At 63.5% G+C, this 19,957-nt stretch carries 20 protein-coding genes; 1 reads left to right on the plus strand and 19 read right to left on the minus strand.

Going from position 1 to position 19,957, the window contains the following annotated elements; genetic code table 11:
* Positions 1 to 81 precede the first annotated feature (81 nt).
* The 19 genes from KFK14_RS12490 to tkt form a co-directional block, all read right to left on the minus strand.
* A complete protein-coding gene (locus KFK14_RS12490) occupies positions 82 to 693 on the minus strand; it encodes an NADH-quinone oxidoreductase subunit J (RefSeq protein WP_212607868.1) in 612 nt (203 codons plus the stop codon).
* Positions 694 to 835: 142 nt separating this feature from the next.
* Positions 836 to 1,321: an NADH-quinone oxidoreductase subunit NuoI gene (gene nuoI / locus KFK14_RS12495; protein WP_212607869.1), complete on the minus strand. Its 486-nt coding sequence runs from the start codon at positions 1,319 to 1,321 to the stop codon at positions 836 to 838.
* Positions 1,318 to 2,370: an NADH-quinone oxidoreductase subunit NuoH gene (gene nuoH, locus KFK14_RS12500; RefSeq protein ID WP_212607870.1), complete on the minus strand. Its 1,053-nt coding sequence runs from the start codon at positions 2,368 to 2,370 to the stop codon at positions 1,318 to 1,320. The genes nuoI and nuoH overlap by 4 nt, the downstream gene beginning before the upstream one ends.
* Positions 2,371 to 2,485: 115 nt before the next feature.
* Positions 2,486 to 4,498 (minus strand): NADH-quinone oxidoreductase subunit NuoG, encoded by a 2,013-nt coding sequence (gene nuoG, locus KFK14_RS12505; protein ID WP_212607871.1) that lies wholly within the window; start codon positions 4,496 to 4,498, stop codon positions 2,486 to 2,488.
* A 1-nt stretch (position 4,499) separates the two neighbouring features.
* Entirely contained in the window at positions 4,500 to 5,843 is a 1,344-nt protein-coding gene (nuoF, locus tag KFK14_RS12510) for an NADH-quinone oxidoreductase subunit NuoF (RefSeq protein ID WP_212607872.1), read from the minus strand.
* Positions 5,843 to 5,992 carry a hypothetical protein gene (locus KFK14_RS12515; RefSeq protein WP_171905769.1) on the minus strand — a complete coding sequence of 50 codons (150 nt, stop codon included), beginning with the start codon at positions 5,990 to 5,992 and terminating at the stop codon, positions 5,843 to 5,845. Before KFK14_RS12515 ends, nuoF begins: the two co-directional genes overlap by 1 nt.
* Positions 5,993 to 6,098: 106 nt before the next feature.
* Positions 6,099 to 6,767, minus strand: coding sequence for a complex I 24 kDa subunit family protein (locus tag KFK14_RS12520; protein ID WP_212607873.1), 669 nt, complete (start codon positions 6,765 to 6,767; stop codon positions 6,099 to 6,101).
* 107 nt (positions 6,768 to 6,874) lie between these two features.
* A complete protein-coding gene (locus tag KFK14_RS12525) occupies positions 6,875 to 8,110 on the minus strand; it encodes an NADH-quinone oxidoreductase subunit D (protein WP_212607874.1) in 1,236 nt (411 codons plus the stop codon).
* Positions 8,111 to 8,230: 120 nt separating this feature from the next.
* Entirely contained in the window at positions 8,231 to 9,100 is an 870-nt protein-coding gene (locus tag KFK14_RS12530; RefSeq protein ID WP_212607875.1) for an NADH-quinone oxidoreductase subunit C, read from the minus strand.
* Between the two features lie 127 nt (positions 9,101 to 9,227).
* Positions 9,228 to 9,770, minus strand: coding sequence for a NuoB/complex I 20 kDa subunit family protein (locus tag KFK14_RS12535; protein ID WP_212607876.1), 543 nt, complete (start codon positions 9,768 to 9,770; stop codon positions 9,228 to 9,230).
* Complete coding sequence (ndhC, locus tag KFK14_RS12540; RefSeq protein ID WP_070153519.1) at positions 9,761 to 10,135, minus strand: NADH-quinone oxidoreductase subunit A; 375 nt, start codon at positions 10,133 to 10,135, stop codon at positions 9,761 to 9,763. Before ndhC ends, KFK14_RS12535 begins: the two co-directional genes overlap by 10 nt.
* 131 nt (positions 10,136 to 10,266) lie before the next feature.
* Positions 10,267 to 11,079, minus strand: coding sequence for an inositol monophosphatase family protein (locus tag KFK14_RS12545; protein ID WP_070153524.1), 813 nt, complete (start codon positions 11,077 to 11,079; stop codon positions 10,267 to 10,269).
* Positions 11,080 to 11,212: 133 nt separating this feature from the next.
* A complete protein-coding gene (efp, locus tag KFK14_RS12550; RefSeq protein WP_212607877.1) occupies positions 11,213 to 11,779 on the minus strand; it encodes an elongation factor P in 567 nt (188 codons plus the stop codon).
* Between the two features lie 548 nt (positions 11,780 to 12,327).
* Positions 12,328 to 13,017, minus strand: a complete 690-nt coding sequence (thiE, locus tag KFK14_RS12555) for a thiamine phosphate synthase (protein ID WP_212607878.1) — start codon at positions 13,015 to 13,017, stop codon at positions 12,328 to 12,330.
* A 41-nt stretch (positions 13,018 to 13,058) separates the two neighbouring features.
* Entirely contained in the window at positions 13,059 to 13,394 is a 336-nt protein-coding gene (locus KFK14_RS12560; protein ID WP_070153533.1) for a DUF2834 domain-containing protein, read from the minus strand.
* An 18-nt stretch (positions 13,395 to 13,412) separates the two neighbouring features.
* On the minus strand, positions 13,413 to 14,315 hold the full coding sequence (locus KFK14_RS12565; RefSeq protein WP_212607879.1) for a fructose bisphosphate aldolase: 903 nt from the start codon (positions 14,313 to 14,315) through the stop codon (positions 13,413 to 13,415).
* Positions 14,316 to 14,571: 256 nt separating this feature from the next.
* On the minus strand, positions 14,572 to 15,774 hold the full coding sequence (locus KFK14_RS12570) for a phosphoglycerate kinase (protein WP_212607880.1): 1,203 nt from the start codon (positions 15,772 to 15,774) through the stop codon (positions 14,572 to 14,574).
* Between the two features lie 134 nt (positions 15,775 to 15,908).
* On the minus strand, positions 15,909 to 16,919 hold the full coding sequence (gene gap / locus KFK14_RS12575) for a type I glyceraldehyde-3-phosphate dehydrogenase (protein WP_212607881.1): 1,011 nt from the start codon (positions 16,917 to 16,919) through the stop codon (positions 15,909 to 15,911).
* A gap of 17 nt (positions 16,920 to 16,936) precedes the next feature.
* A complete protein-coding gene (gene tkt / locus KFK14_RS12580) occupies positions 16,937 to 18,907 on the minus strand; it encodes a transketolase (protein WP_070153546.1) in 1,971 nt (656 codons plus the stop codon).
* A 393-nt stretch (positions 18,908 to 19,300) separates the two neighbouring features.
* On the opposite strand from tkt, the gene KFK14_RS12585 reads away from it, so the two are divergent.
* Complete coding sequence (locus tag KFK14_RS12585; protein ID WP_212607882.1) at positions 19,301 to 19,918, plus strand: hypothetical protein; 618 nt, start codon at positions 19,301 to 19,303, stop codon at positions 19,916 to 19,918.
* The last annotated feature ends 39 nt before the right edge of the window (positions 19,919 to 19,957 follow it).

The raw sequence follows: 19,957 nt of genomic DNA on the forward strand, positions 1-19,957 counted from the left end.
AACAAAGGCTGCATTGACGATCAGTGATCAGAGCCAATGGATCCTGAAACATGTTCAGGATGACAGGTGTCGGGTTGAAGCTCACAGCTCCACCCCCTGCCCCACAGGCTGGTTGATATTGCGCACCGCATCCTGCGGACGGCGCTGGTTCTGCTTCGCGACATTCTGCCCGCGCACCCCGCCCCGCGCCCGGTGCGTCAGGACGATCGCGCCGATCATCGCGACCAGCAGGACAATGCCCGCCGCCTCGAACAGGAAGATGTAGCGGGTATAGAGCAATGCGCCGATCGCCTGGATGTTCGGCACGTCCGCGGCCGCCGGGGCCGCGCGTTGCGCGAACTGGATCGGTCCCGCCTGCCAGATGCCGACGCCCAGGATGATTTCCATCAACAGGATGATCGCCATGATCGCGCCGAACGGCAGATAGGCGACGAAGCCCGCCCGCAATTCAGCGAAATCAATGTCCAGCATCATGACGACGAACAGGAAAAGCACCGCTACCGCGCCGACATAGACGATGACAAGCAGCATCGCGATGAACTCGGCGCCCAGCAGGACCATCAGGCCCGCGGCGTTGAAGAAGGCGAGGATCAGCCACAATACCGAATGCACCGGATTGCGCGCGAAGATCGTCATCGCGCCGCTCGCGATCACCACGCAAGCAAAGAGATAAAAGGCGAAGACGTGGATCATTGGTCCGCAAGACCCCCCAGAATCCGTTCGCCCTGAGCTTGTCGAAGGGCACGCCTGAACGAAGTGAAGGCACCTCGCTGCGCTCGGCAGAAGGCTTCGACTTCGCTCAGCCCGAACGGGATTGAATCAGACACCGCGCCCATTACCGGTACGGCGCATCGGCGGCAAGGTTCGCGGCGATTGCCCGTTCCCACTTGTCACCATTCTCAAGAAGCTTCGACTTGTCGTAGATCAGTTCCTCACGGGTTTCCGTGGCGAACTCGAAATTCGGCCCTTCGACGATTGCGTCCACCGGGCATGCCTCCTGGCAGAAACCGCAATAGATGCACTTGGTCATGTCGATGTCGTAGCGGGTCGTGCGGCGGCTGCCATCGTCGCGCGGCTGCGCCTCGATGGTGATCGCCTGCGCCGGGCAGACGGCCTCGCACAGCTTGCACGCGATGCAGCGCTCCTCGCCATTGGGATAGCGGCGCAGCGCATGCTCACCCCGGAACCGCGGCGAAATCGGGTTCTTCTCATAGGGATAGTTGATCGTCGCCTTGGGCTTGAAGAAATATTTCAAGGTCAGCCAGTGCGCCTTCACAAACTCCCAGAGGGTGAAGCTCTTGACGTAGTAACCGAGGCTCATTGTGCGCCTCCATAGCGCGTCAGCATGAGGAAGCCCGAAACCAGGAAGACCCAGAAAAGCGAGACGGGAAGGAAAATCTTCCAGCCCAGCCGCATCAGTTGGTCATAGCGGTAACGGGGCACGGTCGCCTTCACCCAGGAGAAGACGAAGAAGAAGAACAGGATCTTGGCGAACAGCCAGATGATGCCCGGCACATAATAGAGCGGCGCCCAGTCGATCGGCGGCAGATACCCGCCCCAGAACAGGATGGCGTTCAGCGCGCACATCAGGATGACGTTGGCATATTCGCCGAGCCAGTAGAGCGCGAAGGCCATGGACGAATATTCGGTCTGGTAGCCCGCGACCAGCTCGCTCTCCGCCTCGGTCAGGTCGAACGGCGCGCGCGCGGTTTCGGCGAGGGCGGAGATCAGGAACATGATCGCCATTGGGAACAGCAGCGGGTTGAAGCCATTGCCGTTGATGAAACCGTAATAGCCCTTCTGGCTCTCGACGATCGTCGTCAGGTTGAACGACCCGGCCCACAGCACGACGCTGATCAGGATGAAACCGATCGAGACTTCGTAGCTGATCATCTGCGCAGAGGCGCGGATCGCCGAATAGAAGGGATATTTGGAGTTGGAGGCCCAGCCAGCCAGCACCACGCCATAAACGCCCAGCGAACTGATTGCGAGAATGTAGAGCAGGCCGACATTGATATTCGCCAGCACCACGCCGACATCGAAGGGCACCACCGCCCACGCCATCAGCGCGGCGGTGAAGGTGATGATCGGCGCGATCAGGAACAGCACGCGGTTGGCGGCCGTAGGGATGATGGTTTCCTGCAGGAACACCTTCGCGCCGTCCGCAAAGGACTGGAGCAGGCCGAAGGGACCGACGACGTTCGGCCCCCGGCGCAGCGCCATCGCCGCCCAGATCTTCCGGTCGGCATAGATGATCATCGCGACCGCCAGCATCAGCGGCAGCGCGATCACCAATATGCCGATGATCGTCGAGAGGAACCAGGCGAGCGCATAGGGCGCGCCGAGTGTGGATTGGAAGAAGGCGGTCACAGAATATATCCCCTAACCGTCACCCCTGCGAAGGCAGGGGTCCCGCTATTCTTGCGGCTATGGAAAGGAAGCGGGGTCCCTGCCTTCGCAGGGATGACGAAGAAAGAAGAGCGCATCACTCCGCCGCCTCCGCGAATGTCTCGCCATGCACCAGTTCGGCCGAGCATTGCTGCATCGTCGGGCTGGCGCGGCAGATGGCGTTGGTCAGGTAGAAATCCTTGATCGGATAGCCGAATTCGCCTTCCGGCTTCGCATCCAGCTTCGGTGCCGCCCAGGGATAGCTGGCCAGGCCAAGCTGGCCCAGCGCCGGAACCGCCTTCTCCATCTCCGCGCGCAATGCCTCGAACGTGTCGAAGGGCAGCTTCGCGCCCAGCACGTCCGACAGCGCCCGCAGGATCGACCAGTCCTCGCGCGCATCGCCGGGCGCGAACACGGCCTTGTCGCCGCGCTGCACGCGCCCTTCCAGATTGACGTAGGTGCCCGCCTTCTCGGCATAGGTTGCGCCCGGCAAGATGACGTCGGCCGCATGCGCGCCCTTGTCGCCATGATGGCCGATATAAACGGTGAAGCTCTTGTCGAACGCCGAATAATCGACCTCGTCCGCGCCGAGCGAGAACAGCAGCTTCGGCTTGGCCGCCGCCACCGCCTTGATGCCGCCTGTGGTTGCGTAACCCAGCATCAGGCCACCCATCCGCGCCGCCGCGAAGTGCAGGACATTGTAACCGTTCCAGCCCTCGCGAACCAGGTTCAGCGTCTTGGCCAGCGCCAGCGTCGCGCCATGCGCGCCATCCTTGGCCAGCACGCCGCCGCCCACGATCATCGCCGGACGCGCCGCGCCCGCAAACGCATCAACCACGGCTTTCGGCAGCTTTGTCAGCAGCTTGGCATCGTTACCCAGCCATTCGGCCTTGTAGGTCAGGTCCGTTTCCGGCCCGATCGCGAAAACCTTCGCGCCCTTCTTGATCGCCTTGCGGATGCGCGTGTTGACCAGCGGCGCTTCCCAACGGAGGTTGGTGCCGACCAGCAGGATCACGTCCGCCGTTTCGATGCCCGGCAGGGTTGTGTTGAAATTCACCGCCGACAGGCTGGACACATCATAGGCAAGGCCGGTCTGACGGCCCTCGAACAAGGACCCGCCCAGCTTCTCGACCAGCAGCTTGGCCGCAAACATCGTCTCGCAATCGAGCAGGTCGCCGGCCACCGCCGCAACGCTGCCCTTGGCGCTCTTGGCCGCTTCGGCAACAGCGGCGAACGCCTCGCCCCAGCTCGCCTCGACCAGCTTGCCGCCCTTGCGGACATAGGGCTTGTCCAGACGCTTGCGGATCAGGCCGTCCACGGCGTGCCGCGTCTTGTCCGACGCCCATTCCTCATTCACGTCATCATTGATCCGCGGCAGCGCGCGCAGCACCTGACGGCCCCGGCTGTCGAGCCGGATGTTCGTGCCCAGCGCGTCCATCACGTCAATGGCGTTGGTCTTTTTCAGCTCCCAGGGCCGCGCCTCGAACGCATAGGGCTTGCTCGTCAGCGCGCCGACCGGGCACAGGTCGACCACATTGCCGGACAGCTCGCTCTTGGCGGCATGCTCCAGATAGGTGGTGATCTGCATATTCTCGCCACGATAGATCGCGCCGATCTCCGGCACGCCCGCGACTTCCTCGGCGAAGCGCACGCAACGAGTGCACTGGATGCAGCGGGTCATCACCGTCTTGACGATGGGCCCCATATATTTCTCGGTGACGGCGCGCTTATTCTCCAGGAAGCGGCTGCCGCCCTTCCCATAGGCCATCGATTGGTCCTGCAGGTCGCATTCGCCACCCTGGTCGCAGATCGGGCAATCGAGCGGGTGGTTGATCAGGAGAAACTCCATCACCCCTTCCCGCGCCTTCTTCACCATCTGGCTGTCGGTGCGGATCTCCTGCCCTTCGGCGGCCGGCAGCGCGCAGCTTGCCTGCGGCTTGGGCGGTCCGGGCTTCACTTCGACCAGGCACATGCGGCAATTGCCGGCGATGCTCAGGCGCTCATGATAGCAGAAGCGCGGAATTTCCTTCCCCGCCAGCTCGCAAGCCTGCAGCACGGTCGCCCCCGCGGGGACCTCCAGCTCTACGCCATCTACGGTTAGCTTTGGCATATTATTCCGCCGCCTCCATCATCGGGGCGCCGCCCTTATTCTCGTTGATCCGCCGTTCGATCTCCGGGCGGAAATGGCGGATGAGACCCTGGATCGGCCATGCCGCCGCGTCGCCCAGCGCGCAGATGGTGTGGCCTTCGACCTGCTTGGTGACTTCCTGCAGGATGTCGATTTCGGACAGGTCGGCCTCGCCGGTGCGCAGCCGCTCCATCACCCGCCACATCCATCCGGTGCCCTCGCGGCACGGCGTGCACTGGCCGCAACTCTCATGCTTGTAGAAATAGCTGAGGCGCGAAATGGCGCGAACGATGTCGGTGGACTTGTCCATCACGATGACGGCGGCGGTGCCGAGACCGGAACCAAGCGCCTTCAACCCGTCAAAATCCATCGGCGCGTCCATGATCTCGCGCGCCGGGACCAGCGGCACGGAGGAGCCGCCGGGGATCACCGCCAGCAGATTGTCCCATCCGCCGCGAATGCCGCCGCAATGCCGGTCGATCAGCTCCCTGAACGGAATGCCCATGGCCTCCTCGACCACGCAGGGCTTGTTCACATGGCCGGAAATCTGGAACAGCTTTGTGCCCAGATTGCCCGGACGGCCGATGCCGGCGAACCATTCCGGCCCACGGCGCAGGATGGTCGGGCCGACCGCGATCGATTCCACATTGTTGACGGTGGTGGGGCAACCATAAAGACCCGCGCCCGCCGGGAAGGGCGGCTTCAGGCGCGGCTGGCCCTTCTTGCCCTCGATGCTCTCGATCTGCGCGGTTTCCTCGCCGCAGATGTACGCGCCCGCGCCGCGATGCACGAACACGTCGAAATCATAGCCGGAGCCGCAGGCGTTCTTGCCCAGAAAGCCCTTCTCATAGGCCTGCTCGACGGCGGCGAAGAGCACCTTCGCCTCATAGATGAACTCGCCGCGAATATAGATATAGGCGGCCCGCGCGCGCATCGCGAAGCCCGCGACCAGCGCGCCCTCGATCAGCTTGTGCGGATCGTGGCGGATGATCTCGCGGTCCTTGCAGGAACCCGGCTCGGATTCGTCGGCGTTGATGACCAGGAAGCTGGGACGGCCGTCCTTGCTTTCCTTGGGCATGAAGCTCCACTTCATCCCGGTCGGGAAGCCAGCGCCGCCACGGCCGCGCAGGCCGGACGCCTTGATCTTCTCGATGATCGCGTCCTGGCCGATCTCCAGCAGCTTCTTGGTATTGTCCCAATCGCCGCGCTTCATCGCCGCGTCTATGCCCCAGTCCTGGAAGCCGTGGACGTTGGTGAAGATGCGGTCCTTGTCGGCCAGCGGTCCCACAAAGGGCGGCGGCGCAGGGGGTGCGGCAGTGTCGGCCATTACCGGCCCTTTCCGATGAGTTTTTCAGCGATGAAATAAGCGCCAACGGCCAGCGCAAGGCCGATGACGAGACCGATCACCGCGCCAATAACCTTCAGCGCGATGACAAAGACAATGACGCCCAGGATGATGGCGATAAGGGCGCTCATGCGGCCGCGTCCAATTTCGTCACCCCAGCGCAGGCTGGGGTCTCATGAATTTGCGCGCTGAGGCTTGAGATCCCAGCCTTCGCTGGGATGACGCGGTGGGAGAAGCTCACGCCCACGCCCCCCGATAGTCATGATTCTCCGACACCATCTCTTTCAGCGTCGTCGGCCCGCCCTCCGGCGCGCTGGTCTGGCGGTCGATCTGCGGGCCGATCTTGGGCTGCCCGCCATTGGCGAGCGTCTCCAGGATCGCGCTCATACTGTCATAGGTCAGGTCTTCATAATTATCGTCGTTGATCTGGACCATCGGCGCATTGGCGCACGCGCCCAGACACTCGACCTCGGTCAGCGTGAACAGGCCGTCCGGCGTCGTCGCGCCCTTGACGAGACCCCGGTTCTTGCACGCCGCCAGCACATCGTCCGACCCGCGCAGCATGCACGGCGTCGTGCCGCACACCTGCACATGATAGCGGCCCACCGGCGCGAGGTTATACATGGTGTAGAAGGTCGCGACCTCATAGACGCGCATATAGGGCATATCGAGCTGACGGCCGATATATTCCATCACCGGCACGGGCAGCCACCCCTGCGTATGCGTCTCCGCGCCAACCTGCCGTTGCGCCAAGTCGAGCAGCGGCATCACCGCCGACTGCTGCCGTCCCGGAGGATAGCGGCCAATGATTTCCTTGACCTTGATCGCATTGGCGGGCGTCCACTCGAAATCGCCCCAGCGCGCGCGGGTCTCGGCTTCGTCGGGAATGTGGGCTGCGTCTGACATTTAAAGCACCGTCACCCCAGCGAAGGCTGGGGTCTCATGAGGTTGCGCGCCGTCGCCAGAGATACCAGCCTTCGCTGGCATGACGACTTTAAAAAGGGTCATGGCCATCACCGGTCACACTCCCCGAACACGATGTCCATCGCGCCAAGCACGGCGGTCGTATCCGCGAGCATATGGCCCTTCATCATGAAATCCATTGCCTGAAGGTGCGAGAAGGCCGTCGGGCGGATCTTGCAGCGGTACGGCTTGTTGGACCCGTCGCTGACCAGATAGACGCCGAACTCGCCCTTGGGGCTTTCCGTTGCGACATAGACCTCGCCCGCGGGCACATGGAAGCCCTCGGTATAAAGCTTGAAGTGATGGATCAGCGCTTCCATCGATCGCTTCATCTCGCCGCGCTTGGGCGGCACCACCTTGCGGTCGAAGCTGGCGATCGGCCCTTCCGGCATTTCGTTAAGGCACTGCTTCATGATCCGCGCAGACTGGCGGACCTCTTCCACGCGCACCATGAACCGGTCATAGCAGTCATAATTGGTGCCGACCGGCACGTCGAATTCCATCCGGTCATAGACGTCGTAAGGCTGCGCCTTGCGGATGTCCCAGGGGATGCCGGAGCCGCGGATCATCGGGCCGGAGAAGCCCCATTTCAGCGCGTCTTCCTTGCTCACCACGGCGATGTCGACATTCCGCTGCTTGAAGATGCGGTTATCGACGACCAGGCTCATCGCGTCCTCGAACAGGCGCGGCAATCGCGTGTCCAGCCAGTCGGCAATGTCGGTCAAGAGCTTCAGCGGCACATCCTGATGCACGCCGCCCGGCCGGTAATAGGCCGAATGCATGCGCGCGCCCGAAGCCCGCTCGAAGAAGTTGAGGCAATCCTCGCGAATCTCGAACAGCCACAGGTTCGGCGTCATCGCGCCCACGTCCATCACATGGCTGCCCAGGTTCAGCATGTGATTGCAGATGCGCGTCAGCTCCGCGAAGAACACGCGCAGATATTGCGCGCGCAGCGGCACTTCCAGGTTCAGCAGCTTCTCGATCGCCAGCACATAGCTATGCTCCATGCCGAGCGGCGAGCAATAATCCAGCCGGTCGAAATAGGGCAGCGCCTGCAGATAGGTTTTATATTCGATCAGCTTCTCGGTGCCGCGATGCAGCAGCCCGACATGCGGGTCGCACCGCTCCACAATCTCGCCGTCCAGCTCCATGACCAGGCGCAACACGCCATGGGCCGCCGGATGCTGCGGACCGAAATTGATGGTGTAGTTCTGAATCTGGGTGTCGCCATAGGACGGATCGGCATCGTCCGTCTTGTGCGCCAGTTCGTCGAGATAATCAGCCATGGTTGGCCTCCGCGGACACACACAGCATCCGTTCGGGCTGAGCCTGTCGAAGCCCTGCCCTTTCTTGAAGAAAAGTGCAGCCCTTCGACAAGCTCAGGGCGAACGGGGGTAGGTTTACGCTCATGCCCCGCCCTCCGTCTTTGGCTTGCGCGTCCGCTTCGGCTTTTCGGGAACAGCAGCCCCCTCGCCCGTCGCGGTTTCCGCCTTCGGCTTGCGCGGCGCGCGCGCGGACTTTTTCGCCGCCTCGCTGTTCGCCGGCTCGCCCGCGCCGGTATCGGATGGCTTCTCCGTCACTTTGGGCTTGGGCGCGGCCGGTTCGCCCTTGGGCGGCGCGGGCGGCGGCGGAGGCGCGGGAGCGGGCGAAGGCGCACCGGGCGCCTGTGGAGCCTTCTCGTCGCCGGGCAGCACATATTGCGCGCCTTCCCACGGGCTCATAAAGTCGAAGCTGCGGAAATCCTGGGCCAGACGCACCGGCTCATAGACGACGCGCTTATCCTCCTCGGAATAGCGCAGTTCGACATAGCCGGTCAGCGGGAAGTCCTTGCGCTGCGGATGCCCCTTGAAGCCATAGTCGGTCAGGATACGGCGCAGGTCGGTATTGCCGGAAAAGACAACGCCGTACATATCGAACACTTCGCGCTCCAGCCAGCCGGCGACCGGCCAGATGCCGGTGACGGAGGGAACGGGCGTGTCCTCGTCGGTCGACACCTTCACGCGAATGCGGTGGTTCCGCGTCACGCTGAGCAGATGGTAGCAGACCTCGAACCGGTCCGGCCGTTCGGGATAGTCGACGCCAGCCACTTCCATAAGCTGCTGATACTGCGCTTTGTCGCGCAGCGCCGTCATAGCCGCGACCAGTTCATCGCGCGCAACGGTGAAGCTCAGTTCATCGGCATGGTCCACAGTCTCGATCAGCGACGCGCCAAGCACGCCCGCAATCTCGTCCGCGATCCCGTCAATGACCGCAATTTTCGGAGCAGGATGGCCCATTATTCCCACCCCCCGTTCAGGCTGAGCTTATCGAAGCCCTCTGCCGAACGCAGTGAGGCGCCTCGCTTCACGCGGCGTGACCCTTCGACTTCGCTCAGGGCGAACGGAAAATATCGTTTCACCACGCTCACCGCTCAATCGTCCCGATGCGGCGGATCTTCCGCTGAAGCTGCATCACGCCATACAGCAGCGCTTCGGCGGTCGGCGGGCAGCCGGGCACATAGATGTCCACCGGCACGATCCGGTCGCATCCGCGCACGACGCTATAGCTATAGTGATAATAGCCGCCGCCATTGGCGCAGCTACCCATGGAGATGACGTATTTCGGCTCCGACATCTGGTCATAGACCTTGCGAAGCGCTGGCGCCATCTTGTTACAAAGCGTCCCCGCCACGATCATCACGTCGCTTTGGCGTGGACTTGCGCGCGGTGCGGCCCCGAAGCGCTCCATGTCGTACCGGGGCATATTTACATGAATCATTTCGACTGCGCAACAAGCAAGGCCGAACGTCATCCACCAGAGCGATCCGGTGCGCGCCCACTGGAACAGCTCCTCGGTGGAGGTGACCAGGAACCCCTTGTCGCTGACCTCATTATTGAGGTCGTTGAAGAAATCGATGTTGGGCTGCGTCCCCGGAGCCGGGACGGCCGGGTTGAGTTCTACTCCCAATCGAGCGCTCCCTTCTTCCACGCATAGACAAGGCCGAGCACCAGCTCGAAGATGAAGATCATCATGGTCGCCCATCCGGCCCAGCCGATCTGGTCAAGGCTGACGGCCCAGGGAAACAGGAACGCCGCTTCCAGGTCGAAAATGATGAAAAGTATGGCGACGAGGTAGAAACGCACGTCGAACTGGCTGCGCGGCTCTTCAAAAGCCGGGAAGCCGCATTCATATTCGCTCAGCTTGGCCACATCGGGCTTGTGCGCGCCGGTCAGGCGGCCAACCGCCATCGGCAGGAACACGAATGCGCTGGACAGGCCGAGGGCGACTGCAAGGAATAGCAGGATCGGCAGATATTGGGCGAGATCGACCAACGGAATCCCCTTGGCGGAAATTGGCTTTGATGGGGCGGCTTTAGGACTGCTGCATCTGCGAAGCAAGGGGCCGAAGGCATGAGAATGATTCGCAAAAAGCGGGCTTTTCAGCGGCTAAGACACGATCCCGCTCAGCGCAGCGCGCCCGCCACCAATTTGTGCAACTTGCTGTGGATCGCATCGTTGCCGGCAATCACTTCGCGGCGTTCGACCGGCTGGTCGCCGCCCCGGAAATCCGTAACGAATCCGCCTGCTTCGCGGACCAGCAATATGCCGGCGGCCACGTCCCAGGGCTGCAGGCCGCTCTCCCAGAAGCCGTCATACCGCCCCGCCGCGACATGGGCGAGGTCGAGCGCGGCCGACCCGAAACGCCGGATGCCCGCGACCGAAGGCGCCACCGCGCCGAATATCCGGGTCCATTGCGCCATGTCGCCATGTCCGAAAAAGGGAATGCCGGTGGCGATCAGGGAATCGGCCAGGTCGCGGCGGGCCGACACGCGCAGCCGCTGGTCATGCCGCCATGCGCCGCGATTCTTTTCCGCCCAATAGCTTTCGTCCGTGATCGGCTGATAGATCAGGCCGGTCGTGATTTCCTTCTTGCCGCCGTAAAGCGGTTCCTCGACGGCGATCGACATCGCGAAATGCGGGATACCGTGGAGAAAGTTGGTGGTGCCGTCCAGCGGATCGATGATCCAGCGCGGCTTGTTGGGATCGCCGGGAATCTCCCCGCCTTCCTCCAGCAGGAAGCCCCAGTCGGGCCGGGCCTTCTGCAATTCCTCGACCAGCGTCTGCTCGGCCCGCTTGTCGGCCATCGACACGAAGTCGGCCGGTCCCTTACGCGACACCTGCAAATGCTCGACCTCGCCGAAGTCGCGGCGCAAACGCGGCGCAGCCTTGCGCGCGGCGCGCTCCATGACGGTGAGAAGACCTGAGTGGGATACCATATCGCTTCCTAATTACCCTCTCACTTTATCCCCCCCTCCCGCTTGCGGGAGGGGTCGGGGGGAGGGTCTGTAAAGGAGAGGTTCGAACACGCCCTCCCCTAGCCCCTCCCACAAGTGGGAGGGGGATTCTCGCTTAATCCGCCCGCTTCACATATTCACGAGCATAGACATCGACCACGATCCGCGTGCCGCTGACGATGTGCGGCGGCACCATTACGCGCACGCCATTGTCCAGGATTGCGGGCTTGTAGGATGCAGAGGCGGTCTGCCCCTTCACCACGGCGTCGGCCTCGACGACGGTCGCCTCGATCGTGTCGGGAAGCTGCACCGAAATCGGCCGCTCCTCATACATTTCCAGGGTCACTTCCATGCCGTCCTGCAGAAATTCGGCGGCGTCGCCGATCAGCTCGGTGGACAGGTTGATCTGCTCATAGGTTTCCTGATCCATGAAGACCAGCATGTCGCCCTCGGCGTAGAGATACTGGAAATCCTTGGTGTCGAGGCGGATGCGCTCGACGCTCTCTGCGGAGCGGAAACGGACGTTGTTCTTGCGGCCGTCGATCAGGTTCTTCAGCTCCACCTGCATATAGGCGCCGCCCTTGCCGGGCTGGGTGTGCTGGATCTTCACGGCGCGCCACAGGCCGCCTTCATATTCGATATTGTTGCCGGGCCGGATTTCGACGCCGCTGATCTTCGCCATCGCGTTTCTCGCTATACAGATTTTGGAAAGAGCCGGTGGCGGCCTCTACAGTCATGCAGCGATTTGGGCAAGGGGCGTGGAGGGGGTTGCGGATATGGGGTAGCGACGCGCCTGTTGATTCCCCCTTCGTCATTCCCACGACCCGAAGGGCGACCGTAAGTCAACGCAGGAACCCATCTCTCCATATGCACCTGACATGTCAGAGGCGCACTGGGTCCCCGCCTTTGCGGGGATGACGCAATGGGTGGGAAGCTGACCTACCGCTTCCAGATGCTTCGACGACTTATCCAAAGGAAAAAGGGGTAAAGGGCAGTCGCTATGATCCAACCCCAACGCCACTGGGCATCCGACCTTGCGGCGCACTCTTGGGTTGGACAATGAGCGGTCATCAAAGCGAGAAGCCAGATTGCGACGAGTGTCACCACGAGATAACACAATGTGGCCGCGACGAGATTTCGTTTGCTAATATGGTGGGCGCTCATCCAGTATCCTGCTACATCCCGTGATGCCTGCTAATGGCCGCTTCCCTTCATGCAGATAGCCACCACCTACCCCAACACCGCCGCAAACGCCGCCACCCCTGCCGCCGCGCCGTCCGGATTCCCCCACACCGCACTACTCACCGCAAGGAAGTCCGCCCCCGCCTCCACCAGCGGCCGGGCATTCTCCGCCGTAATCCCGCCGATCGCCACGCAGGGTATCTCGAACACCGTCGTCCACCATCCCAGCAGGGACGGATCGGCGCGATGGGTCGTCTCCTTGGTCGTGGTCGGATAGAAGGCCCCGAACGCGACATAGTCCGCGCCAGCCTCTCCCGCCTCCATCGCCAGATGGCGGCTGTCGTGACAGGTGACGCCGATCTGCGCCTTCGGCCCCAGCAGCTTGCGCGCCTCGCGCGGGTCGCCATCGCCTTGCCCCAGATGCACGCCGTCCGCGCCCAGCCGCTTGGCCAGGCCCATGCTGTCATTGATGATGAAGGCGACCTCCCGCTCAGCGCAGATTTTCTGCAACGGCTCGGCCAGCCGGGCGATGGCGTGATCGTCGATCCCCTTCAGCCGCAACTGGAAAGCCGCCACGCGCCCCGCATCCAGCGCGGCGGCCAGGATATCGCCAAAACCCTCGTCGATGACGGGCGGAGAGATCAGGTAAAGCTGGCAGGCGGGGCGAAAGCCCGGCTCGCCAAACTGCGCGGCGAAATCGGGGTCGAGGGCCAGTTCGTCATCGGTAAAGTCGGTCATGCCTCGCCCTTACTGTAGAGCGGAACCGCGAACCAGTCCCCTCACCGCCTGAGCAGCGCAACCTCGCGCAGCGCCAGAAACAACGGCAGGCCGAAACTCACGCCGACAAGGAAAGTCCCGGCGATGGGCAGCCAGAGCGGCCTCACCCCGTCCCGCTTTCCCTGCGCGATGATGAACAGCGTCAGCACCGCGGCCGACACAATCACGTCCAGCGCGAAAAAGCTGCTGACCGGATTTGCAAAGAGAGCGGCGATAAACCGGGGAATGTTGATCCCCTCAATCGCCAGCCACGGCAGGAAGGCCGCCAGCGGCAAAAGAGCGCCGAGCGCCGCGAGCACCATATAGATGCCCGCCAGCGCCCGGCTGCCCTCTTTCATAGGATTGCCGTCACCGGCTCAGGCGTCGACCGTCTTCTTGGTCGAAGCGCCGTGGATCTCGTTGATCGCGCCGCCCAGAGAAGCTTCGAACTCGTCGTCGCTCATCTGGTGACGCAGATCGTTGAGCAGAGCGCGGCTGAAGCTGGCGATGATGCCGCGATTCTTGGCCAGCTCGACACAGGCTTCGGGGCGGGCGAAACCGCCCGACAGCGCCACGACGCGCAGCACGCGGGGGTGGTCGACCAGCGGATCGAACAGGCCCGGCTTGGTCGGCAGCGACAGCTTCAACATCACCTGGGCGTCGCCGGTCAGCGCGTCCAGTTCCTTCAGGATTTCCTCCAGCAGGATCTGGTCGGCTTCGGCGCGCTCTGGGCTCTTGATGTTCACTTCCGGCTCGATGATCGGCATCAGGCCGCCCGCAAGCACCTGCTTGCCGACTTCGAACTGCTGCTTCACCACGGCGGCGATGCCTTCGCGGTTGGCCAGGTTGATGACCGAACGCTCCTTGGTGCCGAACACGCCCAGCGCCTTGGAACGGGCGAGCAGCGCGTCCAGCTCCGGCATCGGCTTCATCAGTTGCACGCCATTGGCTTCGTCCTCAAGACCCTTGTCGATCTTGATGAAGGGCACGACGCCGCGCTCGATCAGCGCCTGCGGGGTTGGCTTGCCATCGACTTCGCCGTCCATCGTGCGCTCGAACAGGATCGCGCCGATAACCTTGTCGCCGGTGAAGCAGGGCGCGGTGATGACGCGGCTGCGCATGCCGTGGATCAGGCCGAACATTTCCTCGTCGTTCGACCAGGCGCCTTCCTCGATGCCATAGCCCTTCAGCGCCTTGGGCGTCGAACCGCCGCTCTGGTCGAGCGCTGCGATAAAGCCGTTCCCGTCCGCAATCTTCTTGGTCATCTCTTGATCGAGCATCTGCACATACCCTTGCTTGGTTGGCCGCCCCTCTGGCGGCGATGAATAAGGTGAAGGACTACAGGCTCCCGCCCTCTGGCCCCGGTCTGGGGGTTTGATAGCGGCATAGCCATTGGGCGGCAACGCCCGTGCTGCGGCGCAAAAGATCAAAACGGGACATCATGCCGGCTTTGGCCGCATCCCCGGCACGGCGCGGCGCAGCATGGAAAAGCAGGCACTTACGCATTGCCCGCCTCCCACGCCCACCAATTGCCTGTCAGTTCATCAGCGCCTTGACGCCGGGAAGGTCCTTGCCCTCCATCCATTCCAGGAAAGCGCCGCCTGCGGTCGACACGAAGCTGAAATCGGCGGCGACGCCCGCATGGTTGAGCGCCGCAACCGTGTCGCCGCCACCGGCGACCGATGTCAGCGATCCGTCCCGCGTCAGCGCGGCTGCGGTCTTGGCCAGCGCCACCGTCGCTGTGTCGAACGGCGCCATCTCGAACGCGCCCAGCGGGCCGTTCCATACCAGCGTGCGGCAGGTCTTGAGCGCATCGCCCAGCGCCTCGACGGCGGCGGGGCCAACGTCCAGGATCATCTCGTCGGCGGCGACTTCATGCACATTGCAGGTCCGCACCGATGGCGGATTGGCGGCAAATTCCTTCGACACCACCACATCATAGGGCAGATGGATGATGCAGCCGGATTTCTCCGCCGTATCCATGATCTTCTCGGCGGTCTCGGCCAGGTCATGCTCGCACAGCGACTTGCCGACATCCACGCCGCGCGCGGCCAGGAAGGTGTTGGCCATGCCGCCGCCGATGATCAGGTGATCGACCTTGGTGACAAGGTTGTTGAGAACGTCGAGCTTGCTCGACACCTTCGCCCCGCCGACGACGGCGGCGACCGGCTTAACCGGCTCGCCCAGCGCAGCCTGCAGCGCATCAAGCTCCTTCTCCATCGACCGCCCGGCGAAGGCGGGCAGCTTGTGCGCCAGTCCCTCGGTGGAGGCGTGGGCGCGGTGCGCCGCGGAGAAAGCGTCATTGACGTAGAAATCGGCGAGCGCGGCCATGGCGTCGACCAGCGCCGGATCATTCTTTTCCTCGCCCGCATGGAAACGGGTATTCTCCAGGATGGCGATGTCGCCGCCGCGCATCACGGCGATGCCGTCCGCCGCCGCCTGCCCCTGGCAATCGGGAATGAACTGCACGTCGCGGCCCAGCACATGGGTCAGCGCGCGGGTCACCAGGGATAGCGACATGTCCGGGCTTTTCTGCCCCTTGGGACGGCCGAAATGCGCAAGGATCAGCACCTTCGCGCCGCGATCGGCCAGTTCCAGGATAGTCGGCATCGCTGCGCGCAGGCGGTTGTCGTCAGTGACCGACCCGTCCTTCATCGGCACGTTCAGGTCCTCACGGACCAGCACCGCCTTGCCAGCGATGTCGCCCATATCGTCGAGTGTCTTGAACGGCTTGGTCATGTCACTTCCTTTGCTCCAATCACCGTTCAGGCTGAGCGAAGTCGAAGCCCTCACCCGAACGAAGTGAGGGGCTTCGCTACGCTCAGCAAAGCCCTTCGACTTCGCTCAGGGCGAACGGAAGTTAGCTTTACGCCTTACAGAAACTTCGCCACGATCCCGGTGGTGTCGATCATCCGGTTGGAGAAGCCCCATTCATTGTCGTACCAGCTCAGCACGCGGACCAGCTTGCCGTCCACGACCGCCGTCTCCAGGCTGTCGACGGTGGAGCTGCGCGGATCGCCATTATAGTCGATCGACACCAGCGGCTCGTCCGAATAGCCCAGAACGCCCTTCAGAGGGCCGGCTTCCGACGCAGCCTTCAGCAGTTCGTTGACCTCGGCGACGGTGGTGTCCTTCTTGGCGATGAACTTCAGGTCCACGACCGAGACGTTCGGCGTCGGCACGCGCACCGACGATCCGTCCAGCTTGCCCTTCAGCTCCGGCAGAACCTCGCCCACGGCGCGGGCTGCGCCGGTGGAGGTCGGGATCATCGAAACGGCGGCGGCGCGGGCGCGGCGCATATCCTTGTGAAGCTGATCCAGCGTATTCTGGTCGTTGGTGTAGCTGTGGATCGTCGTCATGAAGCCGCTCTCGATGCCGAGCGCATCGTTCAGCACCTTGGCGAGCGGCGCCAGGCAGTTGGTGGTGCAGCTTGCGTTGGAAATCACGATGTCGTCAGCGGTCAGCTTGTCATGGTTGACGCCGAACACGATGGTCTTGTCGACATTGGTGCCGGGGGCGGAGATGACGACGCGCTTTGCGCCGGCGGTCAGGTGCGCGCTGGCCTTCGCCTTGTCGGTGAAGATGCCGGTGCACTCCAGGGCGATATCCACGCCCAGATCCTTGTGCGGCAGGTTCGCGGGATCGCGCTCTGCGGTCACCTTGATCTTCTTGCCGTCGACGACCAGGAAATCGCCGTCAACCGACACGTCGCCGGCCCAGTTGCCGTGCACGGAATCGCGCTTGAACAGCAGGGCGTTCGACTTGGTGTCGCCCAGATCGTTGATCGCGACCAGCTCCAGGTCGTGATCGGTGCGGGTCAGGATGGCGCGCGCCACCAGGCGGCCGATGCGTCCGAAACCGTTGATTGCTACCTTCGTTGCCACTGCACTAGCCTCCTTGATTAGCCCTTGAGAGCCGCGATGATCTGCGGCGCGATCTTGCCTGCTGTCAGGCCGAAATGGTCGTAAAGCACTTCCGCCGGGGCGGACGCCCCGAAGCTGTCGATGCCAAAGCGCAGGCCGTCCCGGCCGGTATAGCGATCCCAGCCGAAGGTGACCCCCGCCTCGATGGACGCCTTAAGCGTATCGTCAGGCAACAGGCCAGCGCGGTAACCATCATCCTGTGCATCAAAATGGGACCAGCTCGGCATCGACACCACGTCCGCGCCAATGCCTTGTTCTTCCAGCAGATCGGCGGTCTGGACGGCGATCTCGACCTCTGATCCCGTGGCGAGCAGCACGACCTTGCGCGCGGCCTTTGCGGCGCGCAGGCGGTATGCGCCCTTGGCGCACAGATTGTCGGCGGAGGCTTCGGTGCGAAGCTGCGGCAGGTTCTGCCGGGTCAGCGCCAGCACGGCGGGACCATCGGCGTCGGCCAGCGCCAGCGCCCAGCATTCCGCCGTCTCCACCGCATCGGCGGGGCGATAGACATCGACGTTCGGCATCATGCGCAGGCTCATGACATGCTCGACCGGCTGATGGGTCGGACCATCTTCGCCCAGGCCGATGCTGTCATGCGTCATCACATAGACGACCCGCGCCTTCTGGAGCGCGGACAGGCGGATGGCCGCCCGGCAATAGTCGGAAAAGACCAGGAAGGTGCCGCCATAGGGGATCACGCCGCCATGCAGCGCCATGCCGTTCATCGCGGCAGCCATGCCGAACTCGCGGATGCCATAATAGATATAGCGTCCGGAATAATCGTCCTTGGAAAGCGGCCCGGTGGTCTTGGTCTTGGTGTTGTTCGATCCCGTCAGGTCGGCCGATCCGCCCAGCGTGTCGGGCACGGCGGCGTTGATTGCCTCCAGCGCGATCTCGCTCGCCTTGCGGGTCGCGATCTTCTGCGGGCTGGCGATCAGGCTGGCGATATGCCCCGCCGTGCCGTCATCGGCCGGCAGTTCGCCCGCCATGCGACGGAGAAATTCGTCCTTTTGCGCGTGGCTTGCGAGGAGATTTTCCCACGCCGTGCGAGCTGTCGCACCGCGTTCTCCCGCCTTCTTCCACTCGGCCGCCACATCGTCGGGAATGACGAAAGGCGCGGCGTCCCAGCCCAGAAATTCGCGCGCGGCGGCGACTTCTGCATCACCCAGCGCAGACCCATGAACGCCGGACGTGCCCGCCTTGTTCGGCGCGCCATAACCGATCTTCGTCGCGCACTGGACCAGCGAGGGGCGCGGATCGACAATGGCGGCGTCGATCGCGCGGCGGATGTCGTCGGGATCATGCCCGTCGCAGGACACGACATGCCAGCCCGTCGCCTCGTAGCGGGCCGGTATGTCCTCGCTGCTCGACAGGCTGACCGCGCCGTCGATGGTGATCTTGTTATCGTCCCACAGCACGATCAGGCGGCCCAGGCCCAGATGCCCGGCCAGGCCGATCGCTTCATGGTTGATGCCTTCCATCAGGCATCCGTCGCCCGCGACCACCCAGGTCCGGTGATCGACGATGCCATCGCCGAAGGTCGCGTTCAGGTGCCGCTCGGCAATCGCCATGCCCACGGCCATCGCCAGGCCCTGCCCCAACGGCCCCGTGGTCGTCTCGACCCCGGCCAGTTCGAAATTCTCCGGGTGCCCGGCGCAGGGCGAGCCCAACTGCCGGAAATTGCGGATGTCCTCCATCGTCGGCCGGGCATAGCCGGTCAGGTGGAGAAGGCTGTAGATCAGCATCGATCCATGCCCGGCGGACAGGATGAACCGGTCACGGTCGGCCCATTTCGGCTGCGCGGGATCGAACTTCAGATACTCGCGGAACAGCACGGTGGCGACATCGGCCATGCCCATCGGCATGCCGGGGTGGCCGCTGTTTGCGGCCTGAACGGCGTCCATCGACAGCGCGCGAATGGCGTTGGCGAGAGTCTTTTCGGATACGGTCATGCGCCGGCGGGCTTCCCTGAATAGCGGTCCGGCTGGATAGCCGGGCGGGCGAGTCGATAAATCGGCACTCCTTTGTCGCCAGAAGGCAGATGCGTCAACCATAGCGGGGCGGGTCCGGAAAGCAGGCGCGCCCTCCCGACAACCCGCCGCCCGCCGCCCGCCCTTCCCGCAGGGGCGGGAATCCGGCCTTTTGCGTTCCTTCGCGGCGCGCGGCGGCATACTGCGCCGCTCTGGCGTCACATCGGACGATCCATCTCAAATTCGCCAGGATTCACGGAAATGACATCCGATTGTCACGCGCATGACCTGCCCCGCCCGTAGCGGGCAAGCCGCCGGACGATGGATTTCTCCTGCGGCTGGTAGAGTGAGGTGTTCGCGTTGGGCCGGAAAAGCATGACGACATGGGCGGTGATGCCGCTTGCCGCATTCTGCGCGCCTCTGGCCGCCGAAACCGGGTCGGCCTCCTTCGCCCGCGCAGCCAAGCCGGCCGCCCTATCGGCCACCCGCTCCGCCGTTTCGGCCGGCAATCTCAGCGCCACGCCGCTTCCCGCCGCTCCGGGATATGCGCAGAAGCCGCAGATCGTCAAAATCTCGCCCAGAGCCTCCTCCTCCTTCCGCATGGCGGCCAGCGCGACCATGCTTCAGGCGTCGTCATCCTGTCCGGCGTCCGGTTGCGACAGCGACCGGGTCGAGGCGCTTCCCGAAGGGTTCGAGGCGGAACGCCTCAAACGCACCGTCGAACTATATGCCGGCGACGTCGATATGGGCCGCACGCCCTCGCATCTCAGCGCGCGCATGGGCTATATCCGTCAGGGCAAGAACGCCGCCGAACCGACCCGGCGCGGCGCGCTGGCGCTGTGCGACCGGCATATCGACAATTGCCGGGCGGAGATAAACCCGCATGAAATGCAGCTTAACCCGATCGCGAAGGAGCTGATCTTCAACCGCAATCGCGCGGGCAAGAGCTTTGACGAGCATGTGGGCGTGAAGCTGACCTATCAATTTCGCTGAACGCTGGAAAATTCCTTATATCGCCGCCTTTTGCATCGC

The organism is Sphingobium phenoxybenzoativorans (assembly GCF_018286635.1).
Classification (GTDB): Bacteria; Pseudomonadota; Alphaproteobacteria; order Sphingomonadales; family Sphingomonadaceae; genus Sphingobium; species Sphingobium phenoxybenzoativorans.

What these genes read in the sequence shown, in the direction of transcription:
- KFK14_RS12545 (WP_070153524.1), bottom strand. Translation starts at nt 11,079, where the DNA reads ATGGTATCCCACTCAGGTCTTCTCACCGTCATGGAGCGCGCCGCGCGC.
- KFK14_RS12570 (WP_212607880.1), bottom strand. Translation starts at nt 15,774, where the DNA reads ATGACCAAGCCGTTCAAGACACTCGACGATATGGGCGACATCGCTGGC.
- KFK14_RS12490 (WP_212607868.1), bottom strand. Translation starts at nt 693, where the DNA reads ATGATCCACGTCTTCGCCTTTTATCTCTTTGCTTGCGTGGTGATCGCG.
- KFK14_RS12515 (WP_171905769.1), bottom strand. Translation starts at nt 5,992, where the DNA reads ATGAGCGCCCTTATCGCCATCATCCTGGGCGTCATTGTCTTTGTCATC.
- KFK14_RS12560 (WP_070153533.1), bottom strand. Translation starts at nt 13,394, where the DNA reads ATGAAAGAGGGCAGCCGGGCGCTGGCGGGCATCTATATGGTGCTCGCG.
- efp (WP_212607877.1), bottom strand. Translation starts at nt 11,779, where the DNA reads ATGGCGAAGATCAGCGGCGTCGAAATCCGGCCCGGCAACAATATCGAA.
- thiE (WP_212607878.1), bottom strand. Translation starts at nt 13,017, where the DNA reads ATGACCGACTTTACCGATGACGAACTGGCCCTCGACCCCGATTTCGCC.
- KFK14_RS12565 (WP_212607879.1), bottom strand. Translation starts at nt 14,315, where the DNA reads ATGCTCGATCAAGAGATGACCAAGAAGATTGCGGACGGGAACGGCTTT.
- KFK14_RS12520 (WP_212607873.1), bottom strand. Translation starts at nt 6,767, where the DNA reads ATGTCAGACGCAGCCCACATTCCCGACGAAGCCGAGACCCGCGCGCGC.
- nuoI (WP_212607869.1), bottom strand. Translation starts at nt 1,321, where the DNA reads ATGAGCCTCGGTTACTACGTCAAGAGCTTCACCCTCTGGGAGTTTGTG.
- nuoF (WP_212607872.1), bottom strand. Translation starts at nt 5,843, where the DNA reads ATGGCCGACACTGCCGCACCCCCTGCGCCGCCGCCCTTTGTGGGACCG.
- KFK14_RS12585 (WP_212607882.1), top strand. Translation starts at nt 19,301, where the DNA reads ATGACGACATGGGCGGTGATGCCGCTTGCCGCATTCTGCGCGCCTCTG.
- KFK14_RS12525 (WP_212607874.1), bottom strand. Translation starts at nt 8,110, where the DNA reads ATGGCTGATTATCTCGACGAACTGGCGCACAAGACGGACGATGCCGAT.
- nuoG (WP_212607871.1), bottom strand. Translation starts at nt 4,498, where the DNA reads ATGCCAAAGCTAACCGTAGATGGCGTAGAGCTGGAGGTCCCCGCGGGG.
- KFK14_RS12530 (WP_212607875.1), bottom strand. Translation starts at nt 9,100, where the DNA reads ATGGGCCATCCTGCTCCGAAAATTGCGGTCATTGACGGGATCGCGGAC.
- tkt (WP_070153546.1), bottom strand. Translation starts at nt 18,907, where the DNA reads ATGACCGTATCCGAAAAGACTCTCGCCAACGCCATTCGCGCGCTGTCG.